The organism is Corynebacterium tuberculostearicum (assembly GCF_032821615.1).
GTDB lineage: Bacteria > Actinomycetota > Actinomycetes > Mycobacteriales > Mycobacteriaceae > Corynebacterium > Corynebacterium tuberculostearicum_H.
Genome location: NZ_JAVBIF010000001.1, coordinates 408,434 through 425,813, shown reverse-complemented (window position 1 = coordinate 425,813; position 17,380 = coordinate 408,434). Strand labels below are relative to the sequence as shown.

Annotated in this window: 19 protein-coding genes; 16 read left to right on the top strand and 3 right to left on the bottom strand. The window is 60.1% G+C overall.

The features are described from left to right. Positions 1–8 precede the first annotated feature (8 nt). The gene (gene glgX / locus RAE09_RS02030) at positions 9–2,207 is read right to left on the bottom strand and encodes a glycogen debranching protein GlgX (protein ID WP_302258099.1); all 2,199 of its coding nucleotides are present in this window, start codon (positions 2,205–2,207) and stop codon (positions 9–11) included. 21 nt (positions 2,208–2,228) lie between these two features. Then, entirely contained in the window at positions 2,229–2,768 is a 540-nt protein-coding gene (locus RAE09_RS02025) for a TetR family transcriptional regulator (RefSeq protein WP_250409995.1), read from the bottom strand. 164 nt (positions 2,769–2,932) lie between these two features. Between RAE09_RS02025 and RAE09_RS02020 the strand changes: the two genes are divergently transcribed. Together RAE09_RS02020 and RAE09_RS02015 are read left to right on the top strand one after the other, a co-directional pair. Next, complete coding sequence (locus tag RAE09_RS02020; protein WP_250409996.1) at positions 2,933–3,727, top strand: hypothetical protein; 795 nt, start codon at positions 2,933–2,935, stop codon at positions 3,725–3,727. A gap of 82 nt (positions 3,728–3,809) precedes the next feature. Beyond that, positions 3,810–4,214, top strand: a complete 405-nt coding sequence (locus tag RAE09_RS02015) for a hypothetical protein (RefSeq protein WP_250409997.1) — start codon at positions 3,810–3,812, stop codon at positions 4,212–4,214. A 9-nt stretch (positions 4,215–4,223) separates the two neighbouring features. Here the strand turns inward: RAE09_RS02015 and RAE09_RS02010 are convergent, their stop codons facing one another. Further along, positions 4,224–5,120 carry a YbjN domain-containing protein gene (locus RAE09_RS02010; RefSeq protein ID WP_179386696.1) on the bottom strand — a complete coding sequence of 299 codons (897 nt, stop codon included), beginning with the start codon at positions 5,118–5,120 and terminating at the stop codon, positions 4,224–4,226. Between the two features lie 127 nt (positions 5,121–5,247). Between RAE09_RS02010 and hisD the strand changes: the two genes are divergently transcribed. The 14 genes from hisD (at position 5,248) to pyk (ending at position 17,217) form a co-directional block, all read left to right on the top strand. Then, positions 5,248–6,558 (top strand): histidinol dehydrogenase, encoded by a 1,311-nt coding sequence (gene hisD, locus RAE09_RS02005; protein WP_302258072.1) that lies wholly within the window; start codon positions 5,248–5,250, stop codon positions 6,556–6,558. Beyond that, positions 6,559–7,689, top strand: a complete 1,131-nt coding sequence (locus tag RAE09_RS02000) for a histidinol-phosphate transaminase (protein ID WP_302258070.1) — start codon at positions 6,559–6,561, stop codon at positions 7,687–7,689. It begins immediately after the preceding gene. After that, the gene (gene hisB / locus RAE09_RS01995; protein WP_302258068.1) at positions 7,686–8,288 is read left to right on the top strand and encodes an imidazoleglycerol-phosphate dehydratase HisB; all 603 of its coding nucleotides are present in this window, start codon (positions 7,686–7,688) and stop codon (positions 8,286–8,288) included. The genes RAE09_RS02000 and hisB overlap by 4 nt, the downstream gene beginning before the upstream one ends. Before the next feature lie 5 nt (positions 8,289–8,293). After that, positions 8,294–8,461 carry a hypothetical protein gene (locus RAE09_RS01990; RefSeq protein ID WP_005324605.1) on the top strand — a complete coding sequence of 56 codons (168 nt, stop codon included), beginning with the start codon at positions 8,294–8,296 and terminating at the stop codon, positions 8,459–8,461. Continuing rightward, positions 8,458–9,708 (top strand): MFS transporter, encoded by a 1,251-nt coding sequence (locus RAE09_RS01985; protein WP_302258066.1) that lies wholly within the window; start codon positions 8,458–8,460, stop codon positions 9,706–9,708. The genes RAE09_RS01990 and RAE09_RS01985 overlap by 4 nt, the downstream gene beginning before the upstream one ends. 3 nt (positions 9,709–9,711) lie before the next feature. Beyond that, positions 9,712–10,344 carry an imidazole glycerol phosphate synthase subunit HisH gene (gene hisH, locus RAE09_RS01980; protein WP_179386691.1) on the top strand — a complete coding sequence of 211 codons (633 nt, stop codon included), beginning with the start codon at positions 9,712–9,714 and terminating at the stop codon, positions 10,342–10,344. 14 nt (positions 10,345–10,358) lie between these two features. Further along, the gene (priA, locus tag RAE09_RS01975) at positions 10,359–11,147 is read left to right on the top strand and encodes a bifunctional 1-(5-phosphoribosyl)-5-((5-phosphoribosylamino)methylideneamino)imidazole-4-carboxamide isomerase/phosphoribosylanthranilate isomerase PriA (RefSeq protein ID WP_316980806.1); all 789 of its coding nucleotides are present in this window, start codon (positions 10,359–10,361) and stop codon (positions 11,145–11,147) included. 3 nt (positions 11,148–11,150) lie between these two features. Continuing rightward, positions 11,151–11,933 (top strand): inositol monophosphatase family protein, encoded by a 783-nt coding sequence (locus tag RAE09_RS01970; RefSeq protein WP_316980805.1) that lies wholly within the window; start codon positions 11,151–11,153, stop codon positions 11,931–11,933. Positions 11,934–11,963: 30 nt separating this feature from the next. Beyond that, positions 11,964–12,734, top strand: coding sequence for an imidazole glycerol phosphate synthase subunit HisF (hisF, locus tag RAE09_RS01965; RefSeq protein ID WP_316980804.1), 771 nt, complete (start codon positions 11,964–11,966; stop codon positions 12,732–12,734). After that, positions 12,731–13,093, top strand: a complete 363-nt coding sequence (gene hisI, locus RAE09_RS01960; protein ID WP_239234739.1) for a phosphoribosyl-AMP cyclohydrolase — start codon at positions 12,731–12,733, stop codon at positions 13,091–13,093. Before hisF ends, hisI begins: the two co-directional genes overlap by 4 nt. Next, positions 13,090–13,728 carry a TIGR02234 family membrane protein gene (locus tag RAE09_RS01955; RefSeq protein ID WP_005324612.1) on the top strand — a complete coding sequence of 213 codons (639 nt, stop codon included), beginning with the start codon at positions 13,090–13,092 and terminating at the stop codon, positions 13,726–13,728. The genes hisI and RAE09_RS01955 overlap by 4 nt, the downstream gene beginning before the upstream one ends. 84 nt (positions 13,729–13,812) lie before the next feature. Further along, entirely contained in the window at positions 13,813–14,643 is an 831-nt protein-coding gene (locus RAE09_RS01950) for an indole-3-glycerol phosphate synthase TrpC (RefSeq protein ID WP_179386685.1), read from the top strand. Between the two features lie 45 nt (positions 14,644–14,688). Continuing rightward, positions 14,689–15,642: a prolipoprotein diacylglyceryl transferase gene (gene lgt / locus RAE09_RS01945; protein ID WP_250410006.1), complete on the top strand. Its 954-nt coding sequence runs from the start codon at positions 14,689–14,691 to the stop codon at positions 15,640–15,642. Positions 15,643–15,801: 159 nt separating this feature from the next. Then, a complete protein-coding gene (gene pyk / locus RAE09_RS01940; RefSeq protein ID WP_100067822.1) occupies positions 15,802–17,217 on the top strand; it encodes a pyruvate kinase in 1,416 nt (471 codons plus the stop codon). The last annotated feature ends 163 nt before the right edge of the window (positions 17,218–17,380 follow it).

Below are 17,380 nucleotides of genomic sequence, written 5' to 3'. Positions count from 1 at the left end.
GCCTTTCTCTAGGAATCGAAAACGGGCGGTTCAACCTGACGCAGAATCAGCGTTGAACGCGGCTGCACCGTGATCGTACCCTCTGCCTCAATGAGGGTTTCCTCCGCGGGGTAGCCGCCGGAATCGGCGGTATCGACCATCAGCCGCCACGTAGCGCCGAGATCCTTGGTGGGCAGGGTGAACTCGATTTCGCCGTCGTGGGAGTTGAAAATCATGATGAAGGAATCATCGGTGATGCGCTCGCCGCGGGCGGTCGTTTCCGTAATCGCATTGCCATTGAGGTAGACCATGAGGGCGCGGCCGAAGTCGTGGTCCCAGTCGTCTTGGGTCATCAGGCGGCCCGAAGGAACCAGCCAGGCGATATCGCGTTCCTTGACGTCCGCGCCGAGTGGGCCGCCGGCGAGGAAACGCTTGCGGCGGAAGACGGGGTGATGGTTGCGAATGGACAGCACGCGCTTGGTAAAGCCCAGCATCGCGGCAGATTTTTCTTCCTCCAGCATGGACCAGTCCATCCACGACAGCTCGTTGTCCTGGCAGTAGACGTTATTATTTCCATCCTGCGTGCGGCCGAATTCATCGCCATGCGAGAGCATGGGAGTGCCCTGGGAGAGCAGGAGAGTGGTCAGGAAGTTGCGGGCCTGGCGGCGGCGCAGCTTGCGGATATCGTCGTTATCGGTGGGGCCTTCCTCGCCACAGTTCCAGGAGCGGTTGAAAGATTCGCCGTCGCGGTTGTCCTCGCCATTGGCCTCGTTGTGCTTGTTGTTATAGGACACAAGATCGCGCAAGGTAAACCCATCGTGAGCGGTGATGAAGTTGATGGAGGCGGTGGGGCGGCGGTCATTATCGGCATAGAGGTCCGAAGAGCCGGTCAGGCGGGAGGCGAATTCACCTAGGGTAGCGGGCTCGCCGCGCCAGAAGTCGCGCACGGTATCGCGGTACTTGCCGTTCCATTCGCTCCAAATCGGCGGGAAGTTGCCCACTTGGTAGCCATCGTGGCCGATGTCCCACGGCTCGGCGATGAGCTTAACCTGGCTGACAATGGGGTCTTGCTGGACTAGGTCGAAGAAGGTAGCGAGCTTGTCGACGTCGTCAAGCTCCCGCGCCAAGGTCGCCGCCAGGTCGAAGCGGAAGCCGTCGACACGCATCTCCGTAACCCAGTAGCGCAGCGAATCCATAATGAGCTGCAGCGAGTGCGGGTGGCGGACATTGAGGGAATTGCCGGTGCCGGTGTAGTCCATGTAGTGGGCCTCATCGCCCTCGACGAGGCGATAGTAGGCGCCATTGTCGATGCCGCGGAAAGCAATGGTCGGGCCCATGTGATTGCCCTCGGCGGTGTGGTTATAAACCACGTCGAGGATGACCTCGATGCCGGCCTCGTGGAAGGCGCGAACCATGGACTTGAACTCGGAGACCACCTCGCCCGGCTTCTTGGCAAAGGCATAGTCATGGTGAGGGGCGAAAAAGCCGAAGGTGTTATAGCCCCAGTAGTTGCGCAGGCCCAGGTTGCGCAGGCGATCGTCCTGCAGGAATTGGTGGACGGGCATGAGCTCGACGGTGGTAACGCCAAGCTCTTTGAAGTAGTCAATGACGGCAGGGTGGGCCATGCCGGCATACGTGCCGCGGAGCTCTTCCGGCACGTCCGGATGGGTCATGGTCATACCCTTGACGTGGGTTTCGTAGATGACCTTTTCGTTATCGGGAATATGGGGGCGGTGGTCGCTGCGCCAATCAAAGAAGGGGTTAATGACCACCGACAGCATGGTGTGGCCCAGCGAGTCTTCTTCGTTGCGGCCGGTGCCGGGTTCCTCGGCATGAATGTCATAGGAGTAAAGGGAGGCATCGCCGTCGAACTCGCCGTCGAACGCCCTGGCATAGGGGTCTACAAGGAGCTTGGAAGGGTCGCAGCGCAGGCCGTTTTCTGGTTCATAGGGGCCATAGACGCGGTAGCCATAGCGCTGGCCAGGGGTGACATTGGGGAGGTAAATATGCCACACATGGGCGGTGACCTCCGACATTTCGATGCGTTCTTCGTTGCCTTCTTTGTCGATGAGGCAGAGCTCGACTTTGTCTGCTACCTCGGAAAACAGGGCAAAGTTGGTGCCGGATCCATCGAAGGTGGATCCCAGTGGGGTGGGTTTGCCGGGCCAGATTTGGCGACCGTAGCTCTCGGTGGGCGTGGGGACTGCGTCCATGGCGGGAGTGTTCATGCCCACGAGCATAACCACTTTTTAGTCACCGGCGCCGTGCGTAAGTCCAGCGTTAATAATGCGTACGCCGCGTATGAGGTCTGCGCGATAATCTGCGGCGGGAGTCTCGCCGGTGGTTTCTGCAAGCTGGCGTTGGGACTGTTCCATCAAGGTGGCGCCGAGCACGAGGTGAATGGCGGAGAGCGCGGCGGCGCGGTGGGCGCTGTCGGCAGCAAGGGTGCTGCGCGTGGCAGCAGCGGTGAAGGCCGCCAAGAGGCGGTCCCAGGCGGGGGCCTGCGGGAGGGAGAGGCCGGCAATGACTACCTCGGCGCCGTCACGGCGGGCGAGCAATAAATCACGAAGATTGAGGCTGATATCCTCGAGCGACTCCCCAGAAACGGGGGAGATGATGTCCTGCGCTAAGGCTGCAATGAGCGCCTGCTTATTGGCAATGTGCCAGTAGAGCGCGCCGGGGGCGACGCCGAGGGAGGAAGCAACGCGGCGCATGGTGACGTCGCCAAGCCCGTAGGTATCAAGCAGGGAAAGAGCGGCGTCGATAATACTCTCGCGGTTTATGTGCACCTTGGCAATTGTACGGACTTGGCCGGGCGGGACGGTAGTTCACAGGTTCTTTTAACGGAGTCTCAATGTCATTTCCATCGTCGGGTTGTTAGTATTGCGAAGACAAATAAGAGGCCGCCCTTGGGGTGGCTTCACATTCGCAAGATTGATTCAGGAGCTTTCCCTTGTCCTTTTTGACCCCTGCAAAGAAGTCCCTCATCGCAGTTGCGCTGGTCACCCCGCTGGCTTTGGCTGCGTGTGGTTCGGATGACAATGACGATTCCAAGAAGGCTGCCGCCACCACGGCATCCAAGTCTTCTGAGGATAAGTCTGCAGATAAGTCCGAGGGCAAAGATGCCGATAAGTCCGAGGACAAGGACAAGGACAAAGACAAAGAAAAGGATCAGAATAAGGACGGCGAAAAGAAGGACGCCGCTGCGGGTGCAGAAGGCAAAGAAGGCGAGGACGGCGCTGCCGAGGGTCCGGATCAGCTGGCCAACCCGCTGAACAATGGGGAGGATCCTTTCGCTGGAGCGAAGGATATCAAGCCGATCGAAGGCGGCCAGGCCGCTAATGATGGCGATAAGCAGGCCATCGAGCAGCTGGTTCGCGGCCAGCACGAGATCGATAATGTGAAGGAATACTTCAACTACATGCCGCAGCACGCCTGCCAGGCAGTCCGCGATGAGCAGTCCCAGGAGTTCGGCCAGTACCAGCAGTACGTCGATAGCCTGCCGAACCAGTCCTTTGCTGAGTACGCCAACACCATGCGCCAGCAGGGCGGTGGCAACCCCGAGGTAGAGAAGTTCGCTGGCCAGCTGGAGTCCATCCCGCAGTCGACCAAGCTGCAGTCCGTCAACGACGTTGTGGTCAATGGCGACGATGCTTCTGCAACCGTCAGCGTGTCCAATTCTGAGGGCACCGAGACGTCTACGGTTCGTTTCCGCCGCGAGAACGGCAACTGGACCTTCTGTAACTAAGTTGTCATTGTTAAAACTCCGGTTACCCCGCACCCTAGGTTTTGGTGCGGGGTTACTCGCGTGTGCGCTCCTGGCGTATGGCGTGGCCGGTGCGCTGTGGGGGCTTTTCCGGCCGACACTTACCGGCCATGAGGTGGATGACGGCGGCTATGCCATCGATGCGATGGGAAACGCCCAGTTCGTCGCCTTTATCACTTTTGCCCTCATTACCGGCCTGCTTGGTTTGTTCTTGGGGTTGGGCGCGTATCTCCGCCGGCAAGGGCGGGGCTTGTCGATGCTCCTGTGGGTCGGGGTGTGTGCCCTGGCTGGGGCGGCGTCGTTTTATGTCTTTGGCGGGGTCACTGCTACGCATCCGCCAGAAAACCCAGGGGAAGTCGTAGAGTTCGCCCCAAATTTCTCCCCGGCCATCTCGTGGGCGGTAGCGCCCTTTATGGCGATGTTTGCCTATTGGTCCACGGCCTTTGTGAGCGCCGATGAGGATTGGTGATCCGCGCGTCTAAGGCCATTCGACGGGGGAGGCGCCGGTTACTTCGTGCGCGATGTCATCGATGCCGTGCAGGATGTGCTTGAGCCCGCGGCCGATGGCGCTAAATAGTTGCGGCCGGGTAAGTCCCGCGGCGGTAATGGTGGCGGCATCCATCCGCACCTGCAGGCCCTCGGAGGTGTGGTGGCAAAATGCCACGGCGCCGTGGTGGGCGCGATTCCAGTCATTGCAAATGAGGAATAGCCGGGTAAATTCCGCCTCGTCCAGGCTGGGGTCCCAATGCCCTTTGAGAATGAGGCTGGGCCCGTTGTCCAGTGCGAAGGCGAAAAGGACGTCATTGACCCAGGCGTAGATGGCGGTGGCGCCGTCGCTTTGGAAGCGTTGGATGCCGATAAGCGGCAGGATCTCGGCCACGCTATCGAGGGTGAAGGGTTCTAAGGGGGCGTCGGCAAGCGGGGCAAGCTCCGGTGAGGCTTCGCGCACGAGGCCGGGGTGCGACTGAGCGAGCAGATCCATGAGGACCTCCGCGTTGCGCAGCGCCGGTAGGAGGAATGCCGCGAGCTGTTCGCGGCTGGGGGAGGTGTCGGCCGGCAGATAACTATGGCCAGACACGCTCACGCAGTCGGGCTGGTCATAATCAACCACGACGGCCGGGGAGAGGCAATCGTGATTCCACTCGTTGGCCAAGTGCGCGAGCTCAGAGATCTCGCTGAGATCGACGCCGCCGCGGGGGCTGGTGTGCAGGTGGAGCACCGGTTCTTCCAGCTGGTCTACAAAAATGAAAGTGGAGCCACCGGCCGCATGCGGCACGAGTAGCTCGCCAGTGGGCAGGGTCCAGCAGGAAACATCATTATCGCGGGCGATGGTGCAGGCATGCGCGAGCAGAAGAGAGGGTTCAATCTCGCTCATCGCTGCCACCACCTTAAAGCTGTGTTGACATCGAGTCTATAGCCCAAACCGGCCCCCTCGCTGGCGTTTGGCCATTAGGATATTGGTTTAATAACAGAAATCCGATTGGCAAAAAGGGGATCCGGGAATGCTCCGCACCATCGATTTGCGTGGCCAAGAGCTGCGCCCCGCCCAGCTGCGGCGAGTTTTGCCGCGCGGTGGCACCGACGTCGCCGCCGTGGTGGACAAGGTGGCGCCGCTGGTTCATCGAGTACGTCACGAAGGCGCGGCGGCGGCCTTGGACTATGGCGAGCAATTCGATGGCGTGCGTCCAGCCCATCTGCGGGTGCCCCAAGCGGAGTTGGAGAAGGCCGCTTCCGGTCTAGACCCGCAGGTGCGCCAAGCGATTGAGGCCTCCATCGAGAGGGTTCGCAAGGTTCACGCCGAGCAAAAGCCGGCCGCGCACACCACCGAGCTGGCACCAGGTGCCACGGTGACCGAGGTCTTTCGCCCCATCGAGCGCGTTGGGCTATATGTGCCGGGAGGCAAGGCGGTCTATCCGTCCTCGGTGATTATGAACGCCGTGCCAGCACAGGCGGCCGGCTCGGAAAGCTTAGTGGTAGCCTCGCCGCCACAAAAGGAATTCGGCGGTCTGCCGCACCCCACGGTGCTGGCCGTGTGCCAGATGCTGGGCGTGGACGAGGTCTGGGCGGTAGGAGGCGGCCAAGCCATCGCGCTGATGGCCTACGGCGATGATGACGCCGAACTAGCCCCGGTGGACATGATTACCGGTCCTGGAAATATCTTCGTCACCGCAGCCAAGAGGTTGGTGCGCGGCGTGGTGGGCACTGATGCCGAGGCCGGGCCGACCGAAATCGCCATTATCGCTGATGACACCGCGAATCCGGTGTATGTGGCCTATGACCTCATCTCCCAGGCCGAGCATGATCCGATGGCCGCGAGTGTGCTCATTACGGCATCGCCAAGCCTGGCTCAGCGTGTGAAAACAGAGGTAGAGGCGCGCTACGGCGCCACCGCTCATGCGCAGCGGGCGGCCGAAGCTCTAGGCGGCGAGCAATCCGGAATTGTGTTGATCGATTCCCTGGACGCAGCGGTGGCGGTGGCCAATGCCTATGCCGCTGAGCACCTGGAAATCCACACCGCAGAGCCCGGCGCGGTGGCCGAGCGGATTAAGCACGCCGGTGCCATCTTTGTAGGGGACTTTGCTCCAGTGCCGCTCGGAGATTACGCGGCCGGCTCCAATCACGTATTGCCCACCTCCGGTACGGCGCGCTTTTCTGCCGGCCTCTCTACCCATACCTTTCTGCGGCCGGTCAACCTTATTGAGTATGACCGAGCTGCGTTGGAAGAGATTGCCCCGCACGTCATCGCCTTTGCGGAGGCCGAAGGGCTGCCCGCCCACAGCGAGGCTATCCGCGCCCGATTCGAGGAGAAGTAAATGACGCACCTTAATGATCTTCCCCTGCGCGAGGAGCTGCGCGGCAAGTCTGCCTATGGGGCGCCGCAACTCCACGTGGCCTACCAGCTCAATACCAACGAAAATCCCTATCCTCCCTCGCAGGCACTAGTGGATGACCTGGTGGCGGAGACCCGGCGCCTTGCCACCACACTCAATCGCTATCCGGAGCGCGATGCGGTGGAGCTGCGCCAGGCCCTGGCGGACTACGTTTCTGGACAAACCGGGGTGCGCGTGGGCTCTGAACAGGTATGGGCGGCCAATGGCTCGAATGAGATTCTGCAGCAGCTGTTGCAGGCATTCGGCGGTCCGGGCCGCAGCGTCCTTGGTTTCACCCCGTCTTATTCCATGCACCCTATCCTCGCGGACGGCACCCATACGCAGTTTGTGGAATGCCCGCGCGATGAGAATTTCCGCATTGATATGGACCGGGCGCTCGCAGCCGTGGCGCAGCACCAGCCGGATATCATCTTTGTGACTACGCCGAATAACCCCACCGGCGGGGTGACCAGCGTGGACGATATTGCCGCGCTTGCCGACGCCGCCCCAGGCATCCTCATCGTCGATGAAGCTTATGGCGAGTTTTCTTCCTCGCCTTCTGCGGTGACGCTGCTGGATAAATACCCCACGAAGCTGGTGGTCTCGCGCACCATGTCTAAGGCCTTCGATTTTGCCGGCGGCCGCCTCGGGTATTTCGTGGCGGACCCGGCCTTTGTGGAGGCCGTAATGCTGGTGCGCTTGCCGTATCACCTGTCCGTGCTTTCCCAAGCTGCGGCGACGGTGGCGCTGCGCCATAGCGCGGATACGCTCGCCACCGTGGAAAAGATCGCCGTCGAACGCGAGCGGGTGGCCGCTCGCTTGCGCGAACTGGGCTATACCGTCCTGCCGAGCGAATCCAATTTTCTCTTCTTCGGCCGCTTTACTGACCAACACCGCGTGTGGCAGCAGTTCTTGGATAAGGAAGTACTCATCCGCGATGTTGGCATCGCGGGCCACCTGCGCATGACCGTGGGGCTGCCAGAAGAAAATTCGGCCTTTTTGGCCGTAGCCGAGGACCTTGCGGATACAGTAGTGGCTGATTCCCCGGCCGCAGGTGAAAGGAGCGAAGGATGAGCAACCGTGTAGGGCGCGCCCAGCGGGCGACGTCGGAATCGCAGATTTCTGTGGTCATTGACCTCGATGGCACGGGGCGCAGCGATATTTCCACCGGACTGCCTTTCTTTGACCACATGCTCACGGCCTTTGCTACTCATGGCAGCTTCGATCTCACCGTGCAGGCGGAGGGCGATGTGGAGGTAGACGCCCACCACACTGTGGAAGATACCGCCATCGTGCTCGGCACCGCGCTGCGTGAGGCGGTGGGGGATAAGGCCGGCATTCGCCGCTTTGGCTCCCAGCTTTTGCCCATGGATGAAACCTTGGTGGAAGCGGTAGTGGATTTTTCTGGTCGCGCCTATTTCGTCATGAACAGCGAACCAGAGCACCTGCAGTGGCAGACCATCGGTGGGCATTACGCCACCGTGATAAACCGCCACTTCTTTGAAACGCTCGCCACCCACGCTGCGGTAACGCTCCACCTCAACGTGCGCTATGGGCGCGATCCGCACCACATTACGGAGGCGGAGTTTAAGGCCGTCGCGCGTGCGCTGCGCGGTGCGGTGGAATTCGACCCCCGCCAGACTGGAATTCCATCGACGAAGGGAGCACTCTAGAACGCATGCACTTTATGATCTTGGTCCTCTTCCTCGTAGCTGGCATGCTGGTGGGAGGCGCATGGTCTGCCTACCAACAGGGGTCGAAGGCAATGACAGTAGTAGCCTCTCTTTTGGCCGCAATCACCGTGGTAGCAGCAATCTCGTGGATGGTAGGAGCGTTTGGTAAATGAGCACAACCCAAGAAACTAATATCTGGAAGGTTCCGGGCTATACCGCGACCATGTTGGCCATTGCCGCAGCCTTCGGTGCGTGGTCCATTCTCCTTCCAGTGGTGCCGCTAGCGGTGATTGACTCTGGTGGCTCAGCTACCTTGGCGGGCTCATCCACAGGCATCTTCATGGCCTTTACCGTGTTGACCCAGATCATCTCCCCGTGGCTCCTGCGCCGGTGGGGCTACCGCCGTGTGATGGCACTGTCCGCTTTTACCTTGGGCGTACCTGCCTTTGGCCACCTACTGGGAACTGATGCCTGGGTAGTCCTGCTCTTTTCTGCCATGCGCGGCGTGGGCTTTGGCGCGCTGACTGTTTCTGAGTCCGCGCTCATTGCGGAACTGGCGCCCGTACGCTTGCTGGGCAAGGCTACCGGCATGATTGGTGTCTTTACCGGCCTGGGGCAGATGGTCTTTTTGCCGCTGGGATTGATCATGGCGGAAAAGCTGGGATATGCCTCGACCTATATCACCGCCGGCATCATTGGCTTTGTGGGCTTTGGTCTGTGCCTGCGCATTCCCAAGATTAAGGTCACCCTCGCCTCCGATACTGAAGAGGAGCCGAACCTGATCCGCGTTCCTACGTGGAAGCTGGTGCTCGTTCCTGCGCTGGCGCTGACTACCTTCTCTATGAGTTACGGTGCCGTGTCGTCCTTCCTGCCGCCGGCGGTGCAAGAACTTGATGCCGAGCGCGGCGCTAGCTTGGCCGGCTTCATGCTGTCCATCGTGGGCGGCGCCGCCATGATTTTCCGCTACTTTGCCGGCATGGTGGCAGACCGCGTAGGCACCCCAGGCCGTCTGTATATCCCCAGTCAGATCATGGCCATCGTGGGCGTGCTCACCATCGCCGTCCCGCTGTACCTCGACGGTTCCGTGTGGTGGCTCGTGCTGGGTGCCTTTCTCTTCGGTGGCGCCTTTGGTATTGCCCAAAATGAAGCCCTGTTGTCGATGTTTGACCGTCTGCCACGCGAGCGCGTCTCGGAAGCTTCGGCCATCTGGAATATTTTCTATGATGGCGGCACTGGCTTGGGCTCGACCCTCTTGGGCGCCTTGGTCGCCGGCTACGGCTATGCAGGGGCTTTTGGCGCCGGCGTGGTCATCCTCGTCGCCGGCGTTGTGATGACGCTGGCAGATTTTATCCTTGGGCGCACCCGCGTGAGCGAAACCAACGATATCCGGACGCGACTGCGTCGCATGCGTAAGGTATAGCCCATGGCAAAGACGGTCGCATTATTGGATTATGGCGCGGGCAATGTGCGCTCGGCCCAGCGCGCGCTGGAGCGAGTGGGCGCGGACGTCACCGTTACCGCGGACCCTAAAGAAGCGGTGGAAGCGGACGGTCTGCTTGTCCCTGGCGTGGGTGCCTTTGCTGCCTGCATGCGCGGGCTACGGGCGGTGCAGGGCCCTCGGGTCATCGGCCAGCGCTTGGCAGGAGAGCGGCCGGTGTTGGGCATTTGCGTAGGCATGCAGGTCCTTTTCGACGCCGGAGTGGAACACAACATCAACTCCACCGGCTGCGGCGAGTGGCCCGGCACCGTGGAAAAGCTGCAATCTGCGGTGCTGCCGCATATGGGATGGAATACCGTAGAGGTACCCGTCGGCAGCGATATGTTTGCCGGAGTGGCCGAAGACGAGCGGTTTTATTTCGTGCATTCCTACGGCGTTCGCCGGTGGGAATTGGAAACGGAAATTACCCGTCCGCCGCAGGTGAGCTGGGCCGAGCACGCGGGCGATAGGTTCGTCGCGGCCGTAGAAAACGGCGCCCTGTGGGCGACCCAATTCCACCCTGAAAAATCCGGGGACGCCGGTGCACAGCTTTTGGAAAACTGGATGCGTACGCTCTAGGTAGGATGAAGAATATGACTTTTACGCTCTTGCCAGCAGTCGATGTATCTCAAGGCCGAGCCGTGCGCTTGGATAAAGGCGAAGCAGGCACCGAAACCTCGTATGGTTCCCCGCGCGATGCCGCACAAAAGTGGCAGTCCCAGGGTGCGCACTGGCTGCATTTTGTGGATTTGGATGCGGCTTTCGGCCGAGGCTCCAACCACGAGGAAATGGCGATGATTACCCGCGAGCTGGGGGTAAATGTGGAGCTTAGCGGAGGCATTCGGGACGATGCCGCGGTGGAGCGCGCACTGGCTACCGGTGCGCAGCGCATTAGCATCGGCACGGCTGCTCTAGAGCAGCCGGAATGGATTGAGGACATCCTCGCGCGCTACGGAGATAAGATCGCCGTGGACCTTGCCGTGCGCGAAGATGGCGGCGAATGGCGTACCGCCGGCAATGGCTGGGTCTCCGATGGCGGCGATCTGTGGGAGGTACTCGAGCGCCTCGATGCCGCCGGATGCCAGCGCTTTGTGGTGACAGACGTATCTAAAGACGGCACGCTCACCGGACCTAATATTGAGCTCCTGCGCGAGGTAGCGATGGCAACGGAGGCAAAGATCACCGCCTCCGGTGGCATTTCTAGCGTGGAAGACCTGCGCGAGCTTGCGCTTTATGTAAATGAGGGCATCGATTCCGCCATTGTTGGCAAGGCCCTGTATGAGGGGAAATTCACCCTCGACGAAGCACTCGCTGCGGTGGCCGAGGTAGAGCCGCTGCCGGCGGAAGAAACCATTGACCCTTTCGACCCTGAGGACAACTAAGTCATGATGGAACCCCGCGAGTTGGTGGCCTTCGCGGAGGCGGCCGTAGACCAGATAGAACCCATTTTTCGCTCCGGCCTCGGAGCTGCGCCCGCCCGTTTTAAGGGGCAGGGAGATTTTGCCACCGAGGTAGATCTCGTCATCGAGCAACAGTTGCGCGATATCTTGACCCAGATGACCGGCATCCCGGTCTATGGAGAAGAATCAGGCGGCAGCGTGCTCGATACCGTGTGGGTGGTAGATCCGATCGATGGCACCGCAAACTACTCTGCCGGAAACCCCATGGCCGGCATCCTGGTGGCGCTCATTCATGAGGGTGCGCCTGTTGCCGCGGTATCTGACTTCCCGCTCTTGGGGCGTCGTTTGGTCACCTGCGATGGCGCCCCACTGCGCTCGGTAGGTGGGCCGACCACTGGCTTCGGCGGAGGGGACGATGCGATGGGTTTTGATGAGGCGCGCGGTCACGTGGGGTGCTCTTCGCACCTGCCCACTGACATTTTCCACGAGCTGCGCGAGACCGGACTGCGCCCGCGAATGACCGGTTCTGTGGGGCTTGATAATGCCTTCGTCGCGCAGGGTGTGTTTGATGGGGCGATTAACTTCTCTCCGCACCCATGGGATAACGCCGCGGGAGCACTGCAGATTCAGGCCGCTGGTGGCGTTGTCACCGATCCGGAAGGAAATCCGTGGACTGCGCAGTCGCGCGGCATGGTGGCAGGTACCCCGCAGGTTCATGCCACCATCGTGGATATCTTGTCTCGTCATACCGGTACTTTTCACCGCTAAGACTAAATACCCGAAAAGGAGGCGGCCGCCATGGCTGTAGCCGTACGCGTGATCCCCTGCCTAGACGTGGACCAAGGCCGCGTGGTCAAGGGCATCAACTTTGACAACCTGCGCGATGCCGGCGACCCAGTGGAGCTGGCCGCGCGTTATGACGCCCTAGGAGCCGATGAACTTACCTTCTTGGATGTCTCTGCTTCTAAACAAGGCCGTTCCACCATGCTCGAGGTCGTGCGCCGCACTGCGGACCAGGTATTCATCCCCTTGACGGTGGGTGGTGGAGTTCGCAGCGTTGATGACGTCCGGGAATTATTGCGCGCCGGGGCAGATAAGGTCTCTGTAAACACCGCGGCCATTAAGAATCCGGAACTGCTGCGCGAAATGGCTGAGATTTTCGGGGCCCAATGCATCGTGCTGTCCGTTGATGCCCGCCGTTGCCACGAAGAGTATGCGCCATCCGGCTTTGAGGTCACCACGCACGGCGGTACGGAATCGGCCGGGATCGACGCCATCGAATGGGCGCGCCGCGGCGAAGAACTCGGCGTAGGGGAGATCCTCCTCAATTCGATGGATGGCGATGGCACAAAGCAAGGGTTTGACCTTGAGTTGCTGCGCGCTGTGCGTGCAGCGGTGACCGTTCCCGTTATCGCCTCTGGTGGTGCGGGAAGCGCTGCGGACTTCCCACCGGCAGTTGCGGCCGGCGCCGATGCCGTCTTGGCAGCAAGCATTTTTCACTTCGGTGAGGTAGAAATCCGCGACGTGAAAGACGCCCTTGACGCTGCTGGCTACGAGGTGCGTCGATGAGTAGCCCGGGCGACTTTGAACTTCACGGGGACATCGCCAAGCAGCTCAAGCGCAATGACCAAGGCTTGGTGCCGGCCATTGCCCAAGCTGAGTCTGGTGAGGTGCTGATGATGGCCTGGATGGATGATCACGCTTTGGCCCATACCCTCGCCACCCGCAAAGCAACGTATTTTTCGCGCTCGCGCAATGAATATTGGGTCAAGGGAGAAACTTCTGGAAATACCCAAGAGGTGCTGGGCGTTCGCCTTGACTGCGATGGAGATACTATTCTGCTGACCGTGCGGCAGCGCGGCGGCGCCTGCCATACCGGTGACCGCACGTGCTTTGACGCCACCGATCTCCTAGGAGGGCAACCGTGAAGGCTAGACGCCTTGGACCACTACTTATCGCTGTAGGAGCCATCGTAGTGTGGCTGTCCTCCCGTGCTACGTGGGTGGTAGCTGCCAGCGAAGACGACAAGGCCGGTTCTGCGGCCAATGACATCATCGGCTCGGCCTGGTCGCTGGAAATCATGGCCTTGACCCTAGTTCTGGTAGCCGGTGCCGTCGCAGGGATGGCGCTGCGGCGCGTAGGTAGGCGAGTAGTGGGCATCGTGTGCGCCCTCGCGGCCGCAGCTAGTGCATGGACCCCGGTGAGCCTGTTGACTGCGGGCGCGGACGCCGAGCGCGCCCAGAAGATCCTGCAGGGAGCCTCAGCCAATGAAAACGCCGTAGACTCTGCCCAGATTTCTGACTGGGCCACGGTAGTTTCCACCGAGGTGCATTCCCTGGGACCAATTCTGGCCCTAATAGGTGCGGCAGCGGCCCTCTTCGGTGCGGTCATGCTTGCGCGCAATCCAGGCGTGGATAAGGCGAAGGCGTCTAGCAAATACGAAACCCCGGCAGCACGACAAGCAAAGCTGGAGGAGGATTTGGAAACCTCCTCCGACTCTGGCCGCGTGATGTGGGACGCCCTTGATAGTGATATCGATCCCACCGATATGGACAAAAAATAGCCCCGTTTCCTGTGTAATTTCCGGAACGGCACGCTAGCGGGTTAACCTAAGTGTGATTTTAATCGCCCGTGGAGGGAGGTGCTGATGCCTACGCCCATTGCCGTTGACCACCTAGTTGCAGGAGTCTTGGAGGACGTCGCTGCGCGGGAAGCTCGCGTGTCTTTCAAAGAGGTGAAAGCCCGCTCGCGTGACATGGAACCTCCCCGGGATGCCCGCGCGGCTCTGCTGCGTACAGGCTGCTCGGTCATCACGGAGCTCAAGCGCGCCGTACCCTACGGCGGCGAGATCGCTCATGTTGGCTCTGCGGAACAGATGGCGGAATGGGCCCGCACCTTTGAACACTGCGGCGTACATCTCATGGCATGCCAGACTGATTTCCGCCGCTTCCACGGTTCTTTAGAAGACATGGCAGCTGCCCGTGCTGCGATTGATATTCCCATGATGTCGCGCGATCTCATCGTGGACCCTTACCAAATTCATGAAGCCAGGTGCTTTGGGGCCGATGCCATTCCGCTGCAGGTAGAGCTCTTAGAGCAAGCTCGCCTGGAGGCACTTTTAGACCGCGTGGAATCGCTCGGTATGACCGCCATCGTAGAGGTACGCAACTGCGCAGAGGTCGACCGCGCAATCAAGGCAGGAAGTAGCGTCATCGCCATCAATGCGTGGTCGTTGGCTTCGGATGCCATTAACCGCGAGGCGTTTAATGATATCGCCCCAGGCCTGCCAGAATCCATCCTGCGCATCGCAGTAGGCGGGGTAAACAACGCGCGCAATCTGTTTCACTATGCTTCACGCGGCGCCGATGCAGTTTTGGTGGGCGAATCCGTCATGGCTGCCCAAGATCCTACGGCGCTGGCGCGCTCCTTGGTGGCTGCCGGGCAGCATCCAGCGTGCCCCGCGCGCAAGATAGATTAAGGCCCCAACTAGCTGGTGGGGTGGGGGATAAGGCACACTAGCTACGTGCACACAGAAATTCTTGCAAATATTCCGTCTCCACCGCAGGGCGTGTGGCAGTTGGGACCCATTCCCATTCGTGCCTATGCGCTGTGCATCATCGTAGGGATTATCGTCGCCCTGCGAATGACCTTACGCCGCTACACCGCACGCGGCGGTAACCCAGACACAGTATGGGATGCCGCCATCGTGGTCATTCCAGCCGGCATCATTGGCGGGCGTCTTTACCACGTCATTACCGATAACCAGAAGTACTTCTGTGATAGCTGCAATCCCGCGGACGCGCTGAAGATTACCAATGGCGGCCTGGGCATTTGGGGCGCCGTAGCCTTGGGCGCACTAGCTTTGTGGGTGCTTTTCAAAGTGAAGAAGGTGCCGCTCGGCCCCTTTGCTGATGCGGTGGCGCCAGGCCTCGTCCTTGCGCAGGCGATTGGACGCCTAGGTAACTGGTTTAACCAAGAGCTCTATGGGCGCCCGACCGACGTTCCGTGGGCTTTAGATATCTATTACCGCGTCAATGAGAACGGCGGCTATGCTCCCGTTTCCGGACACTCCACGGGTGAGGTCATGACGTCGGTGCACCCGACCTTCCTGTACGAGCTCGTGTGGAATGTCCTGGTCTGCCTTTTCCTCTTGTGGGCTCATAAGGCCTGGAAGTTGGGCCACGGCCGCGTCTTTGCCCTCTATGTCATGGGATATACATTGGGCCGCTTCTTTATTGAAGGGATGCGTTCCGATGAGGCGACCCATATCTTTGGGATCCGCGTGAATATCATCGTCTCCCTAGCGATTTTTATCATCGCCGCGATTGTCTTCTTCGTGCTTGATAGACACCGCCAGGGGCCAGAGTCCCCCGAAGAGGTAGATCCTAAGTATTGGGCGGAGCGCCGGGATACTGATGAGCACAGCCCTGAGCACGCGGTATCTGATGGGCAGCAACCGGGTTCATTATCGACGTAAATACTGCCCAAGTTTGCCCGGTTAGATTTGGTTTTGTGGGAAATGGGGCATTTTGTGGTGTCCGTTCAGAAAATGGAACCAAAAAATTGTGGCCCCAATCTTTTCGAAGGAGTAGGTTGGGGAGTGTTCAATTTCCCCCGACGGAATAGGCCAATAATGCTGGATAGAAGAACGAAGATTGTTTGTACTCTCGGCCCTGCCGTTGCTAGCGAGGACGGCATCTTGCGCCTCGTACAGGACGGCATGGACGTTGCCCGCCTGAATATGTCTCACGGCGAGCATGCAGACCACGAGGCGAATTACAACTGGGTGCGCCAGGCCACCGATAAGACCGGCCGCGCCGTAGGTATCTTGGCGGACCTTCAGGGTCCCAAGATTCGCCTTGGCCGCTTTATCAACGGCGAGGAGCAGTGGGATAACGGCCAGATCGTCCGCATCACCGTGGACGATATCGAAGGCACCCATGACCGCGTTTCCACCACCTACAAGGGCCTGGCCAAGGACGCCAAGCCAGGTGACCGCCTGCTGATCGACGATGGCAAGGTTGCCGTTGTTTGCAAGGAAGTCGACGGCAACGACGTCGTCTGTGAGGTCACTGAAGGTGGCCCGGTTTCCAATAACAAGGGCGTTTCCCTTCCTGGCATGGATATCTCCGTGCCGGCTTTGTCGGAAAAGGATATCGCTGACCTGCGCTTCGCTTTGAACCTTGGCGTTGACCTCGTGGCGCTGTCCTTCGTCCGCTCCCCAGCAGACGTGGATAAGGTCCACGAGATTATGGACGAAGAGGGCCGCCGCGTTCCGGTCATTGCCAAGCTGGAAAAGCCCGAGGCGGTAGACGCGCTCGAGTCCATCGTGCTGGCATTCGATGCCATCATGATTGCTCGAGGCGACCTCGGTGTTGAGGTGCCGCTGGAGCGCGTGCCACTGTTCCAGAAGCGCGCTATCCAGATTGCTCGCGAGAACGCTAAGCCGGTCATCGTGGCTACCCAGATGTTGGATTCCATGATTTCCAACCTGCGCCCGACCCGTGCAGAGGCTTCTGACGTAGCTAACGCCGTTCTCGACGGCGCCGATGCCGTCATGCTCTCTGGTGAGACTTCCGTGGGTATTGACCCGCAGAACGTCGTGCGCACCATGTCCAAGATCGTGGCTAATGCTGAAGATGGTGGCAAGGTTCCACCGCTGTCCCACGTTCCGCGCACCAAGCGTGGTGTGGTGTCCTATTCCGCCCGCGATATTGCCGAGCGCCTCAATGCAAAGGCCATCGTAGCCTTTACTACCTCCGGCGATACCGCTAAGCGCGTGGCTCGCCTGCACTCCCAGCTTCCGCTGTTGGCGTTTACGCCGGACCCAGCGGTTCGCTCCCAGCTAGCTTTGACGTGGGGTGCTGAGACCTTCTTGAGCCCGCACGTTAAGTCCACCGATGACATGATGGAAGCTATCGATGATGCATTGCTGGAGATGGACAGGTACGAGGAAGGCGACATGATTGTCGTCATTGCTGGTACTCCTCCAGGAATTGCTGGCAACACCAACATGATTCAGTGTCACTTGTTGGGTGAAACCAAGAAGTAGATTTTTGGCACGAGCGCCGCGACCCACCCTTTAACACGTTCCACGGCTCGCGGCGCTTTTCTATATACATTTATACAAATGTAGATTTATATTTACCTCGAGTACACTCAGCGGTTGCTTTCCTGACATGCGGCTGCAGTACTTTTTGGTTGTTCATGTTTCA

Coding starts and splice junctions, on each gene's coding strand:
- hisD (WP_302258072.1), top strand. CDS start 5,248: ATGCTCCGCACCATCGATTTGCGTGGCCAAGAGCTGCGCCCCGCCCAG.
- RAE09_RS01950 (WP_179386685.1), top strand. CDS start 13,813: ATGCCTACGCCCATTGCCGTTGACCACCTAGTTGCAGGAGTCTTGGAG.
- RAE09_RS02010 (WP_179386696.1), bottom strand. CDS start 5,120: ATGAGCGAGATTGAACCCTCTCTTCTGCTCGCGCATGCCTGCACCATC.
- RAE09_RS02000 (WP_302258070.1), top strand. CDS start 6,559: ATGACGCACCTTAATGATCTTCCCCTGCGCGAGGAGCTGCGCGGCAAG.
- RAE09_RS01990 (WP_005324605.1), top strand. CDS start 8,294: ATGCACTTTATGATCTTGGTCCTCTTCCTCGTAGCTGGCATGCTGGTG.
- RAE09_RS01985 (WP_302258066.1), top strand. CDS start 8,458: ATGAGCACAACCCAAGAAACTAATATCTGGAAGGTTCCGGGCTATACC.
- glgX (WP_302258099.1), bottom strand. CDS start 2,207: ATGAACACTCCCGCCATGGACGCAGTCCCCACGCCCACCGAGAGCTAC.
- hisH (WP_179386691.1), top strand. CDS start 9,712: ATGGCAAAGACGGTCGCATTATTGGATTATGGCGCGGGCAATGTGCGC.
- priA (WP_316980806.1), top strand. CDS start 10,359: ATGACTTTTACGCTCTTGCCAGCAGTCGATGTATCTCAAGGCCGAGCC.
- hisB (WP_302258068.1), top strand. CDS start 7,686: ATGAGCAACCGTGTAGGGCGCGCCCAGCGGGCGACGTCGGAATCGCAG.
- hisF (WP_316980804.1), top strand. CDS start 11,964: ATGGCTGTAGCCGTACGCGTGATCCCCTGCCTAGACGTGGACCAAGGC.
- hisI (WP_239234739.1), top strand. CDS start 12,731: ATGAGTAGCCCGGGCGACTTTGAACTTCACGGGGACATCGCCAAGCAG.
- RAE09_RS01970 (WP_316980805.1), top strand. CDS start 11,151: ATGATGGAACCCCGCGAGTTGGTGGCCTTCGCGGAGGCGGCCGTAGAC.